Source organism: Clostridium nigeriense, from assembly GCF_050585245.1.
Taxonomy (GTDB): Bacteria; Bacillota; Clostridia; order Clostridiales; family Clostridiaceae; genus Clostridium; species Clostridium nigeriense_A.
On record NZ_JBNOOF010000008.1, the window covers coordinates 78494 to 91480 of the forward strand.

The following is a 12987-nucleotide window of genomic DNA, read 5'->3' on the forward strand; positions in this document are numbered from 1 at the left end:
TTGGAGTAGATTATCTATTCCAATTTAGGTATTACCTGCACTCCAGTAACAATCCATATACTTAGTAAATATATAATATCATTGTAAACAACTACTGTCAACAGTTACAGTCTACTCATGTTTAACAGGTAAAACTATTATAAACTTACTTCCATTATTAATTTCACTTTCAACATAAATTCTACCATTATGAAGTGTAACTAGCTGTTTAGTTAAAGTTAATCCAAGTCCGCTTCCACCATATTCTTCTGATACATTTGCATAAGCTTGACCAAATCTATCGAAGATAGCTTCATGATACTTTCTATCTATTCCAATTCCATTATCTTCAACAGATATTCTCACATAATCTCCAAGATCAACTATTTTAACTTCTATTTTACCTCCACTTTCAGTAAATTTTATAGCATTAGCAACTAAGTTTACTACACATTTTTCTATTTCAGAAGCATCACATTCTATAACTTTCTCTTCTATTTCTGGATCTACAATTAATTCTATCCCTTTAGATTCAACAAGATCTTTCATTGATAATGCTACCTCTTCAACTAGATAAACTATATCATTTTCTTCTATTCGTAATTTGTAAGAACCAGATTCTATTTTAGATGTATCTATTATATTATTAATTAGATTTAATAATCTACCTGAGTTTCTTCTTAAAGTACCCATATAATAATCTAATTTTTCCTTAGATAAATTGCTTTCATCTTCATTTAATTTAGATATAAGTTGTTCTACAGAAATAATAACATTTAGTGGAGTTCTAAGCTCATGTGATAAATTTATAAAATAATTATTTTTATATTTTTCATTTTTTATTAATTTATCATATAAATCTTTGTTTTCCTTTAGCTTATTGTTTAATTCAGTAGTCCTTTGCTCAACTAAGCTATCTAATATTTTTACTCTATTCCATATGATATAGATTAATATAAATAACAGTAATCCATAAATCACATAGGCTACTGGACTTTTTAAAGGTGCTACTCCAACTGTAAATTTTATACTTGTCTCTTCACTCCATTCCCCTGTAGAATTCCTGGCTTTTACTAGAAATGTATAATCTCCAGCTTCTAAATTAGTATAATTAGCATAATTTCTATTTTCCGAGAAAAACCAATCACTATCTAATCCAACTAATTTATATGCATATTGAATTTTCTTAACATTTCTATAATCAGGCATAAAAAAGTTAAAACGTATATTATTATTCTTATAACTTATTGAAATATTATCTAAATCTAATATTTCATTTTCGTCACTATATATACTATCTACTACAACATCAGGTATAAAGCTCTTATCTTTTAAATCTTTAGGATAAAATGCAGTAAACCCATTAATACCTCCAAAGAACATCTCTCCATCTTCTGATTTATAATATGAATACCCATTAAATTCATTTCCTTGTAATCCATCTGTAACATCATAATTTATAAACTTATTATTACTTACATCGTATTTAGATATTCCATAGTTAGTACTTATCCATAAATCATTTTCTTCATCTATTAAAATTCCATAAATAAAGTTATTGGATAATCCATCACTTTCTGTATATCTTGTAAAAGTTTCATCTTCTCTATTAAACTTATTTAATCCATATTGAGTTCCTATCCAAATATTATTTTCTTCATCAACTGCAATAGATTTTATTATATTAAAACTTATACTATTTTCATTATCTTCATCATTTCTATATGTAGTTACTTCATTGGTATGTTTATTTAGCTTAATTAATCCTCCATCTATTGAAGAACCTATCCATATTATTCCTTCATTATCCTCAGTTATATCTGAAAAAATAGTTTCAGATATACCATTCTCTGAAAATAATTCTTTATATGATTTAAATATATCTTTTCTGTCAAAGCTAAAAATTCCATCTCTAGTGGCTATCCATAAAATCCCATCACTATCTATATATAATCCTCTAACATCATTAGAACTTAAAGATTTATCATTTTCATTGAAATACTTTGTGAATTTATTAGTATTTTTATCATATTTTGTGAGCCCATTTTCAGTAGCAATCCAGATTTCATTGTCAATTCCTGTAATATCTCTTATATTATCATTGCTTAAGGAATTATCATTATCAGAACTTTTATACTTATATATGGCATTATTTTCTCTATTTATTACATTTAAGCCATCATGAACTGTTCCAACCCACAAAAGCCCATCTTTATCTTTATATATTCCTGCCATCATGTTATCGCTTATTGAGTTGCTATCAAAAGGATCCTTTTTATAATTTATAAAAGAGTCTTGGATATTAAAGATACTTATTCCATCATAAGTCCCAACCCAAATTGAACCTGAATTATCTTCAAATAAGCTTAATACATTATTACTCACTAAACTTTGAGTGTCATATATTTTAGATGTATAATTAGTAAAACTATTACTTTTCTCATCTAGTCTACTTAAACCATTATTAGTAGCTATCCAAATAATATCATTACTATCTTTTAATATAGCTCTAATTGAATTTCCAGCTATGGATTTATCATTCTCTGGATCATTAACATAAAAATCCATAGTGTTAGCATCAATATTTAATTTATTTAATCCACCACTATCTGTCCCTATCCATAAATTATTTAAATCATCTACATAAAGTTTATATATAAAATTATCAGTAATAGAAGTACTTAATCCATCTGCATAATAATTAGTTATTTCATTAGTTTTTCTATTAACTTTATTTAATCCTTCTTCTGTACCTATCCATAAGTCTTTATTTTTATCTTCTACTATACTATATATAAACTGACTAGTTAAACTATTATCTCCATGCTTATTATCATAAACTCTTATAAAGTTATTATTTTTTTTATCATATAAATTTACTCCATCTGTAGTTGCTATATATATATTATTATCTGAATCTATTAAAATTTCAGTAATATTATGATCAGACAAATTACATCCATTTACTCCAGGAAAATAAACTTCCACTTCTTTAGTTTTAGTATTTATTCTATTTAATCCTCTAGATGTTCCAACCCATATATCCCCATACTCATCTTCAGTTACAGCAGTAATATAGTTTCCACTTATACTACCTATCTCATCTTTCCTATACCTATAAATTTCAAATTCTCTTCCATTATATCTGTTTAGTCCATCCGATGTAGCTATCCACATATATCCCTTACTATCTTGAAATAAATATTGAGCTGTAGCCTGTGACATTCCATCTTCTATAGTTATTCTTTTAAAATTAATATTATTTTTGTTGTTAACTATAGCATTAGTCTTTATACAAATAATATTACTTATAAATACAACAATTAACAAACTAATGAATATCTTCTTTGTTATACTATTCATATTTTCCCTCTCATAACCTATTAAATAATGATGATTTATCTTTGTGCTTAATAATTTTTACTCTGAATAAATACTAAAATAATTATAAATAAACTATACAATATTTTAAATAATAAATAAAAGGCTAAAAACTCTATGTTTTTAGCCTTTTATTTAGCATGGCAGGGGCAGTAGGAATCGAACCCACAACCAACGGTTTTGGAGACCGCTACTCTACCAATTGAGCTATACCCCTTTGACAAAAATTATTCTATCATGTTAATTTTACTCTTGTCAATAAAAACTTAATTACATAATAACACAAATAAGTAAAATATAATCATATATTTTAAAAATAAAAATATTATTCACAGGGTAACCTGTTTATAATTTCCTCTAAACATAAAAAAACCAGTAATCTAAAATTACTGGTTTTTGGCAGGGGCAGTAGGGATCGAACCCACAACCTACGGTTTTGGAGACCGCCACTCTACCAATTGAGCTATACCCCTTTGCGACAATAACTATTATATCTTATGTATAAATAAAAATCAACCATTATTATTATTTTTAATTTTTATAGCTTCAATTATATCTGTAACATTCTTAGTTAATATATCTGTATCTTCCTCAGAGCTTAGTCCAACATAAATATATTCATTTTTCATTTTATTCTTTAGGTAATCTATATTTTCATTATCTTTATCATAAATAAATATAACTTTATCTACTTCATCTTTACTAATTTCTTCTTTGTTATCTTTAATCTTAATTGCTTGGATTCCTAAATCTCTAAATAAATAATCAAACTTATCTGTATTAGTAACTATACTATAATCTTTATAAGAATTTATCTCTTCTTTTGATTTGCTTAAGAATTCATCTAACTCTTTAACTAAATTATTATAATTATCTTCATAATAACTTCTGTTTTTTATGTCTCTTTCTTGTAAAGCTGTTTTTATATTATATAAAGCTATTTTATATTCATTAAAACCTAATAAATAATATGGATTTTCTTGATATTGTGCAGATAAATCCTTTGTAATAGTCCTTATTCCTCTACTCATATTAATAATGCCTACGCTTGAATTTTTAGCACTATCTACAACTTCACTTATCCAAGGTTCGTAACCTAATCCATTATATATAAATAAATCCATATTTAATATATTATCTATAACATTATCATTTATCTTAAATTCACTAACTTCTTTTTCGTTATTAAATAAGTACTCTACATTATGCCTATTTCCTACTAAGGCCTTCGTCATCTTATAGGCTTCCTTATTTACAGTTAATATGTTTAAATAAACTTCCTTTTCTTCATCGAACTCATCTGTTGGATTTGCCATTAATGGATTATAAGAAAAGGTTAATCCTAAAAATAAAATAGAAGTAAAAATAACCAATGCATATGTTAACTTCTTCATAATACTTTCCTCCAGGAAGCATAAATAATTTTTCTATCTTCATAATATCTTATCATTTCTAAAAGAAAATTACAAATTTATTACATATATAAAAAATATGAAATATATATCTATGTTTTAACTTTCTTTTTTTCTTCATTTTGGATAGAATATATATTAATATATAGTATTTAGAAAGGAGATTCCATATGCATTTTTATGTTAAAGATATAGAAGAAACCACCAAACTTGGCTATAACATTGGTAAATTATTAAAATCTGGTGATATTGTATGTTTAACTGGAGACTTAGGAACTGGAAAAACTCATATAACTAAAGGAATAGCCAAAGGTTTAGATATAAATGAGCATATAACTAGTCCAACTTTTACTATAGTTAATGAATATGATTCTGGAAGATTAAAATTATATCATTTTGACGTATATAGAGTAAGCGATCCTGATGAAATTTATGCTATAGGTTTCGATGATTATATATTTTCAGATGGAGTATCTATAATTGAATGGGCTAATTACATAGAAGAAATATTACCTGATGAATATATTCATATTCTAATAGAAAAAGATTTATCTAAAGGTGAAAATTTTAGAAAAATAACCATTACTCCTTATGGAGAAAGATACAATTATATAAAGGAGTTAAGCTTATGATAGTTTTAAGTATAGATTCAGCCTCAAAAGTTGCTACTGCTGCTCTTTTAGACGAAAAAAATTTAATAGCAGAATACACAATAAATAATAAGTTAGAACACTCAACTTTAATTATGGATATGGTTGACAAGTTGTTAAAGGATTCAAGCCTTGACATAGATGATGTAGATGGTTTTGTTGTTTCAAAAGGTCCTGGTTCATTTACAGGATTAAGAATTGGTATGGCTACAGTTAAAGGCTTAAGCCTTGGTTCAAACAAGCCTTATATAAGTATCTCTAGTTTAGATGCTCTTGCTTATTCTTTAGTCAATTTTGATGGCATTATATGTCCTATGATGGATGCATTAAGAAGCAGTGTTTATACTTGCCTTTATAAAGGAAATAATGGGAATTTAGAAAAATTAATTGATTACTCAGCTTTAGAATTAGATGAATTAATTGATATATTAAAAGAAAAAGGAGAAAAAGTTATTTTTACTGGAGATGCAGTAAACAAGCATAAGGATTATTTATTAGAAAATTTCCCTAATGCAATATTTGCTCCAAATCATCTTAATATTATAAGAGCTTCTTCTTTAGGCGAATTAGGAATTAAAATGTTATTAAATAATGAACATGATGACTTAAACTCAGCTCCATTCTACTTAAAGAAACCTCAAGCTCAAAGAGAATTAGAAAAAAGGTTAGCATTAAAAAATGAAAATAACTTATAATTTGATGTCTGACAAAGATATTGATGGAGTTTTCGATATTTCAAACTCTTGCTTTTCCATGCCTTGGAGTATAGAATCAATTAAAAGTGAATTAAATAATCCCTTAGCAAAATACATTGTTGCAAGAAATGAAGATTTAAACTTAGTTGTTGGTTTTGTAGGTGTATGGATAATTGTAGGTGAAGGAAGTATCACTAATATAGCTGTTCATCCTGATTATAGGAAACAAGGAATTGGTGCTAAATTGCTTGATTCCTTAATTAATCTATGTACTGATTTAAATTGTTCATTAATAAATTTAGAAGTTCGAGCTTCAAACTATGCTGCTCAAAACCTCTATAAAAAATATGGATTTATCGTTGATGGACTTAGAAAAGGCTATTATGAAGATAACAAAGAAGATGCTATACTAATGACTAAGAATTTATAATAAAAAAAGGAAATTATAAACAGGTTATCATGGAATAACCTTTTATAATTTTCTAAAAAATAAAAAAGATAGAAATTTAATTCCTATCTTTTAAAATCTTAACTATCTATTAAATTGAACCTAGGTTCTCTTTTCTTCTACTATCAAATCTTGAATCTACTTTGAATATAGATACTGAAACTCTCTTATATAATACATAAGTTACTACTGATACTAATATAGATTTCAATCCATTTAATGGTATTAAACCTATAGTTACATATTTTATTAACTCTTCTCTAGGCATATCTCCCATACCGAAAACAGGTAATAATATATATACATTAGCTAATATTCCTACAACTTCTATACATATAGTACCTAATAACATTCCAAGTAAAGCTGTTTTTTTGCTTTTGTTCCTGTGATAAACCCATGCAGCTGGAACTACAAATGCACAACCTACTATAAAGTTTGCTAATTGACCAACAAGCATTGTTTCTGATCCTTTTACAACTAGAATCAATAAATTTTTTAATAATTCTATTACTACACCTGCCATAGGGCCAAAAGCAAAGGCTCCCATAAGTGCTGGAACATCACTTAAATCAATTTTAAGCCATGCAAAAGGTATAAAAGGAATTACAAAATCGAAGTACATAAGTACTACTGCTATTGCTGATAATAAAGCAATTTTTATAAGTTTGTTTAAGTTTTTGTTTTGTTGATTATTCATTTTTTTCTCCTCCCAAAAGCTATCTCTGGGGCATGGGATAGTTACTTGCTAATGATATTAATTTAACAAAACTTCTTAGAATCTTATGACTTTTTCTTTTCTTAATTAAATAAAAAACCCTGACGTATATTTACATCAGGGCGAATAATCATAAGTAATAAGATTTGCTAAGTTAAATTACATACTAAGCAATACCTAACACCTTACCTTCTTTCATCCAGACTATACTGTCGGCCTCGGAGTTTCACCGAATCATGCTAAACTTTAGCTCGCGGGCTATACCGCCGGTGGGGAATTACGCCCCGCCCTGAAGATAATTTATTTATGATTTTATTATATTCCTATTTTTAATTTTTTACAAGTAATTTTTTAACAATCTTCTTCTTTTATTCCTTTCATAGATAAAGATATTCTATTTCTTTTACTATCTACTTCAAGTATCTTTACTTTTACTATATCCCCTACTTTAACAATATCTAATGGATGCTTTACAAATCTATCTGCCATTTGGCTTTTGTGCACCAATCCATCTTGATGAACTCCAATATCAACAAAGGCTCCAAAGTCTGATACATTTCTTACAGTTCCCATAAGAACCATGCCTTCACTTAAATCTTTTAAATCTATTACCCCTGTTTTTAAGATAGGCTTTGGCATGTCTTCTCTAATATCTCTTCCAGGCTTTTTAAGCTCTTTAATAATATCTTCTAAAGTAAGCTCACCTATTTCTAATGCTTTAGAAATATTTTTAATGCCTTTATCTTTCACTCTTTCATCAATATCATTAAGATTGTTTTCTTTTAGATCACTATTACTATAACCAAGTAGTGCTATTAAATTTCTTGCAGCTTCATAAGACTCTGGATGCACTGAAGTATTGTCTAATGGTTCATTGCTCTCCATAACCCTTAAGAATCCAGCACATTGCTCGTAAGCCTTTTGCCCAAGCCTCTTAACCTTTAAAAGTTCCTTTCTACTTTTAAATCCTCCAACTTCATCTCTGTAAATAACTATATTATTTGCAATACTTGAATTAATACCTGCTATATAAGTAAGTAATGATGGTGTTGCAGTATTTAGATCAACTCCTACCTTATTTACAGAATCTTCAACTACACCAGTTAAAGATTCATCTAATCTCTTAGGTGCAACATCATGCTGATATTGTCCAACTCCTAAAGCCTTCGGATCTATTTTAACTAACTCTGCCATAGGATCTTGTAATCTTCTACCTATTGATATAGCTCCTCTAACTGTAACATCTAAATCAGGATACTCCTTAGTTGCAAGTTCAGATGCCGAATAAACAGATGCACCAGCTTCTGAAACTATAACATATGCCACTTCTTTTCCACTTTCTTTCTTAATTTCTGAAATAACTTCTGAAATAACTTCTTCTGACTCTCTAGATGCAGTTCCATTTCCTAAAGAAATAACTTCAACATTATGTTTGTTAATTAACTTTATTAATACTTCTTTAGTTTCCTTAACCCTATTTTGAGGAGCTGTTGGGTATACAGTTGTATTTTCTAAAAATCTCCCTGTATTATCTAATACAGCAATTTTGCAACCAGTTCTAAACCCAGGGTCATATCCCATAACTACCTTTCCTTTAATAGGTGGTTGCATTAATAAGGCTTTTAAGTTTTCCTTAAAGATCTTTATTGCTCCTTCTTCACCTTTATCTGTAAGCTCATTTCTAACTTCTCTTTCAATAGATGGGTATATCAGCCTCTTTAATGAGTCTTTTATTGATGACTTTAAATATTTATCAGTTATATTATTATTTTTTAATATTTCATTTTCTAAATAACTAATTATCTTATCTTCATTTACATTTATTTTAACAGTTAGGACTTTCTCTTTTTCCCCTCTATTTATAGCTAAAATTCTATGAGGTGGTATTTTGGATACCTCTTCACTATATTCATAATACATCTCAAAAGGTGTATGTTCTTCACTTTCTCCCTTTGACTCAATCTTACCTTCTTTAAATACTAAGTTTCTTATCCACTTTCTATATTTAGCCTCATCAGATATTTGTTCAGCTAATATATCTAAAGCTCCATTTATAGCTTCTTCATCTGAATTTACATTTTTTTCTTCATTTACAAATTTTGAAGCTTCTTCTTTTATATCTCCTTTAAATTCCCCAGATATTATAATATCTGCAAGAGGTTTTAAGCCCTTTTCTAAAGCTATTGTTGCTCTAGTTCTCTTTTTTTGTTTATAAGGTCTGTAAATATCTTCCACCTCTGTTAAAGTCATAGCTTTTTCTAAAGATTTTTGAATCTCCTCTGTTAGCTTTCCTTGTTCATCTATAAGTCTTAAAACATCTTCTTTTCTTTCCTTTAAATTTCTAAGATAAATTAATCTTTCTTGAAATTTTCTTAAAACTTCATCGCTTAATGCTCCTGTTTGTTCCTTTCTATATCTAGAAATAAATGGAACTGTATTTCCATCATCAAGTAATGAAATAACATTATTAACTTGACTTAGACTTATACCAAGTTCCTCGGATAATCTACCTACTATATCAACCATAAGCTTCCTCCTAATAAAAATTTACGTAATGATATTATTATAATACAAATTCCCTTTTTTATAAAATTATCAGCTTGATATTATGTAAAACTAAGTATATAATTATAATTGTAAAAATTTTACAATAGGGTGATGTATATGAATAAACTTTCAGTATTTATAAATAAGATAATTAATATTCTACTTGTTTTCTTTATTGTTTTTATTATTTTAAATCAATATTATATTATTGAGTTCTCTAATACTTTTAAATATATATTATACTTTTTAACATTAATTTTAATATTAATTTCTTCCACTAAAGAAATAATTATAAGTAATTCTGGGTTAACCAAATTTATAAATTGTATAGTACTCTTTAGCTTCATAGTTGGTGGTGTTTTTTCAATCATCACTAATCAAATAAATGTATTTATTTATATATGCATGTTATTTTCACTAATTCTTAGTTTCATTGACCTTGTTTATAAAAGAGCTTAAGTATTAAATGTAATACTTGTTATATTTTAAAGCCTTCATTAATAGTATTAAATATAACTATTTGTTGAGGTATTTTTATGAAAAAAAAATTAATTTATTCAGTTTCTTTAATCTCTACTATATTATTATTATCTCTATCAATATTTTCAAATTTTACATATTCACCTTTTAATGCTGATAATGTAAAGGAAAGCATAGCAATATTATCTTCTGGCACCTATGGAGGTAGACTAGCTGGTAGTAATGAAAATTTATTAGTAGAAGAATTAATCAGAAAAAACTTTCAAGATAATAAGCTCGTTCCTTTAAATGAAAATTATAAAGAGAGCTTCAAAGTTACTTCTCCAGTAAATAACAATACTTCTCCTTATCTAAAGATATCTTATGATGATGGATTTGAAGAAAAATTCAAATACGGTGTTGATTTTAAAGAAGATATGATTAACTTTAAAACAAGCAACTTGACATTTTCAAAAGAAGATAAAGTTAATGTTTTTTCTAATTATATCGAAGTGTCTACAGATAAGGGGAATTGTCTATTTTACCTAGCACCTAATAATAATTTCTCTTTTAGAAGTTCTTTTATAAGTAATTTTCCTTATAATATGATGGTATTAATAAATACTGATACCTACAATAAGATTTTAGATTCTTTAAGAGATGGTGCTACCATTTCAATTAACATTCCTTTTTCTACTGAAGAAAAAGAAATTTCAAATGTCGTTGGAGTTATAGAAGGAACCTCTAACTCTCTTCCACCATTAGTTCTAACAGCTCACTTTGATCATTTAGGAACGGATGTACTTAAAAACACTTATGGTGGTGCACTTGATAATGCATCTGGTACATCATTTTTATTAGAGCTTGAAAGATCTTTATCTACTTATGGAAAACCAAAGAGAGATATAATTTTTGTTGCTTTGAATGCAGAAGAGTTTGGCCTTCTAGGATCTAAAGACTTTGCCGAAAAAAATTTAGATAAATTAAAAGGTGCCGAAGTAATAAATTTTGACATGATTGGAAGTGAAGGCTTCCCCCTTACATTAATGGTTGGAACATCATATAAAGATAAGTCTTCAAATCTACTTGAATCAATAGAAAAAATTGCTAAAGCTAATAACGTTGATACTGTTGTCAAATATGAAAATTCTAGTGATCATGCAAGTTTTAATGATCTAGGAATTGAAGCTCTAAGCTTTTGTCATGCTGATTTAAGTAAAATCCATACTCCTAACGATAAAGTTGAGTATATTAGTTTAGATGCTATTGATAGCGCCTATAGTGTAATAGAAGATAAGATTTTTGATTCTTCATATACTTTAGTCACAAAATTCTTCTATGGTAAAACATCTCTATTCATCTTCTCTATATTATTTGGATTCTTGGTATCTTCCCCAATAATAACTTATATTAAGAAAAAAAAGATAAGATAAATAATTAAAGGAAAGCAAAAAGCTTTCCTTTAATTATTTTTTATATTATATTTTCTAATTATAAATATATTACTTATTATTTTTTAAGTATGCAGTTATAAAGTTATCTATTTCTCCATTCATAACCGCATTTAAGTTTGCTGTTTCTTCTCCTGTTCTATGATCCTTAACCATATTATATGGATGGAATACATATGATCTTATCTGACTGCCCCAGCCCATATCCTTAAGTTCACCAGTTAAATCTTCAATTTTCTCCTTATGAGCTCTTTCTTTTAATTCTATAAGCTTTGACTTCAGCATTGACATTGCTGTATCTCTATTAGAAAATTGACTTCTCTCACTTTGGCATTGAACTACAATCCCAGTTGGAATATGTGTTATTCTTATGGCTGATTCTGTTTTATTAACATGCTGGCCACCAGCTCCACTTGCTCTATAAGTATCTATTTTTAAATCTTCACTTCTTATATCAATATCTTGATCCTTAGTAAGTTCAGGTAAAACTTCAACAGATGCAAAAGAAGTTTGTCTTTTTCCGTTTGCATTAAATGGAGATATTCTTACTAATCTATGAACCCCTTTTTCTGCTTTTAAATATCCATATGCAAATTCTCCCTTAACTTTTAAAGTAACACTTTTTATGCCTGCTTCATCACCTTCAAGGTAATCTATGGTTTCAATAGAAAATCCTTTCTTTTCACACCACCTAGTATACATTCTAAGTAACATTTCAGTCCAATCATTAGCATCACTACCGCCAACTCCTGCATGTAAAGTTAAAATAGCATCATTTCTATCGTATTCGCCAGATAATAAAAGCTCTATTTTATATTCCTCTACATCTTTTTCTATTGATCTAATTTCCCTTATAACTTCATTAATTGAATCATCATCATCTTCTTCAACTAAATCAGACAGTATTTCTACATCTTCAACTCTATTAACTAGATTATCAAAACTATCTATTTTATCTTTTATTCTTTTACTTTCTTTAGTAACTTCTTCTGCTCTCTTTATATCATCCCAAAAATCTGGTTCTTGCATTTTAAGTTCTAATTCCTGTAATTGTTTTTCTAATGCTTCCTTGTCAAAGAGAAGCCCTCATTTCTTCTATAAACTTTTTAATATCTGTAAGCTTAGCTAATTCTGCTTCTAGCCTAATTATCATATCATCACACCTTTTTTTCAATTAATAATTAAGGAATATGAGACTATCTCAATAAAAAATTTATATACAATATATTGATTTTTAAACCTTAAATCAA

Annotated in this window: 9 protein-coding genes, 2 tRNA genes and 1 riboswitch; of the genes, 4 read left to right on the forward strand and 7 right to left on the reverse strand. The window is 27.4% G+C overall.

Annotated features, from left to right (window positions below; translation table 11 throughout):
• Window positions 1-111 precede the first annotated feature (111 nt).
• From ACQPUY_RS12935 to ACQPUY_RS12950, 4 genes are all read right to left on the reverse strand, one after another.
• Window positions 112-3342, reverse strand: a complete 3231-nt coding sequence (locus ACQPUY_RS12935) for a ligand-binding sensor domain-containing protein (protein ID WP_430841639.1) — start codon at window positions 3340-3342, stop codon at window positions 112-114.
• Window positions 3343-3501: 159 nt separating this feature from the next.
• Window positions 3502-3577 (reverse strand) — tRNA-Trp (locus ACQPUY_RS12940).
• A 180-nt stretch (window positions 3578-3757) separates the two neighbouring features.
• Window positions 3758-3833 (reverse strand) — tRNA-Trp (locus ACQPUY_RS12945).
• A 39-nt stretch (window positions 3834-3872) separates the two neighbouring features.
• Entirely contained in the window at window positions 3873-4754 is an 882-nt protein-coding gene (locus ACQPUY_RS12950; protein ID WP_430841640.1) for a metal ABC transporter substrate-binding protein, read from the reverse strand.
• Between the two features lie 188 nt (window positions 4755-4942).
• Between ACQPUY_RS12950 and tsaE the strand changes: the two genes are divergently transcribed.
• The 3 genes from tsaE to rimI are packed head-to-tail and all read left to right on the forward strand — an operon-like array spanning window position 4943 to window position 6547.
• The gene (gene tsaE, locus ACQPUY_RS12955) at window positions 4943-5404 is read left to right on the forward strand and encodes a tRNA (adenosine(37)-N6)-threonylcarbamoyltransferase complex ATPase subunit type 1 TsaE (protein ID WP_430841641.1); all 462 of its coding nucleotides are present in this window, start codon (window positions 4943-4945) and stop codon (window positions 5402-5404) included.
• Entirely contained in the window at window positions 5401-6117 is a 717-nt protein-coding gene (gene tsaB, locus ACQPUY_RS12960) for a tRNA (adenosine(37)-N6)-threonylcarbamoyltransferase complex dimerization subunit type 1 TsaB (RefSeq protein ID WP_430841642.1), read from the forward strand. The genes tsaE and tsaB overlap by 4 nt, the downstream gene beginning before the upstream one ends.
• The gene (gene rimI / locus ACQPUY_RS12965) at window positions 6101-6547 is read left to right on the forward strand and encodes a ribosomal protein S18-alanine N-acetyltransferase (protein WP_430841643.1); all 447 of its coding nucleotides are present in this window, start codon (window positions 6101-6103) and stop codon (window positions 6545-6547) included. The genes tsaB and rimI overlap by 17 nt, the downstream gene beginning before the upstream one ends.
• Before the next feature lie 109 nt (window positions 6548-6656).
• Here the strand turns inward: rimI and ACQPUY_RS12970 are convergent, their stop codons facing one another.
• Together ACQPUY_RS12970 and ACQPUY_RS12975 are read right to left on the reverse strand one after the other, a co-directional pair.
• Window positions 6657-7262, reverse strand: a complete 606-nt coding sequence (locus ACQPUY_RS12970; protein ID WP_430841644.1) for an ECF transporter S component — start codon at window positions 7260-7262, stop codon at window positions 6657-6659.
• A gap of 201 nt (window positions 7263-7463) precedes the next feature.
• Window positions 7464-7581: riboswitch (FMN riboswitch) on the reverse strand.
• A 50-nt stretch (window positions 7582-7631) separates the two neighbouring features.
• Window positions 7632-9806, reverse strand: a complete 2175-nt coding sequence (locus ACQPUY_RS12975; protein ID WP_430841645.1) for a Tex family protein — start codon at window positions 9804-9806, stop codon at window positions 7632-7634.
• 557 nt (window positions 9807-10363) lie between these two features.
• On the opposite strand from ACQPUY_RS12975, the gene ACQPUY_RS12980 reads away from it, so the two are divergent.
• Window positions 10364-11719 carry a M28 family metallopeptidase gene (locus ACQPUY_RS12980; protein WP_430841646.1) on the forward strand — a complete coding sequence of 452 codons (1356 nt, stop codon included), beginning with the start codon at window positions 10364-10366 and terminating at the stop codon, window positions 11717-11719.
• A 69-nt stretch (window positions 11720-11788) separates the two neighbouring features.
• Here ACQPUY_RS12980 and prfB read toward each other — a convergent pair.
• Window positions 11789-12890, reverse strand: a protein-coding gene (gene prfB, locus ACQPUY_RS12985) for a peptide chain release factor 2 (protein ID WP_430841772.1) whose coding sequence is annotated in 2 segments (ribosomal slippage) — window positions 11789-12811 and window positions 12813-12890 — 1101 coding nt in all. Because the reading frame shifts where the segments join, the coding sequence is not laid out codon by codon here.
• Window positions 12891-12987 lie beyond the last annotated feature (97 nt).

Excerpts from the sequence above, each read along its gene's own strand:
- ACQPUY_RS12935 (WP_430841639.1), bottom strand. The coding sequence starts at position 3,342 with ATGAATAGTATAACAAAGAAGATATTCATTAGTTTGTTAATTGTTGTA.
- ACQPUY_RS12950 (WP_430841640.1), bottom strand. The coding sequence starts at position 4,754 with ATGAAGAAGTTAACATATGCATTGGTTATTTTTACTTCTATTTTATTT.
- tsaE (WP_430841641.1), top strand. The coding sequence starts at position 4,943 with ATGCATTTTTATGTTAAAGATATAGAAGAAACCACCAAACTTGGCTAT.
- tsaB (WP_430841642.1), top strand. The coding sequence starts at position 5,401 with ATGATAGTTTTAAGTATAGATTCAGCCTCAAAAGTTGCTACTGCTGCT.
- rimI (WP_430841643.1), top strand. The coding sequence starts at position 6,101 with ATGAAAATAACTTATAATTTGATGTCTGACAAAGATATTGATGGAGTT.
- ACQPUY_RS12970 (WP_430841644.1), bottom strand. The coding sequence starts at position 7,262 with ATGAATAATCAACAAAACAAAAACTTAAACAAACTTATAAAAATTGCT.
- ACQPUY_RS12975 (WP_430841645.1), bottom strand. The coding sequence starts at position 9,806 with ATGGTTGATATAGTAGGTAGATTATCCGAGGAACTTGGTATAAGTCTA.
- ACQPUY_RS12980 (WP_430841646.1), top strand. The coding sequence starts at position 10,364 with ATGAAAAAAAAATTAATTTATTCAGTTTCTTTAATCTCTACTATATTA.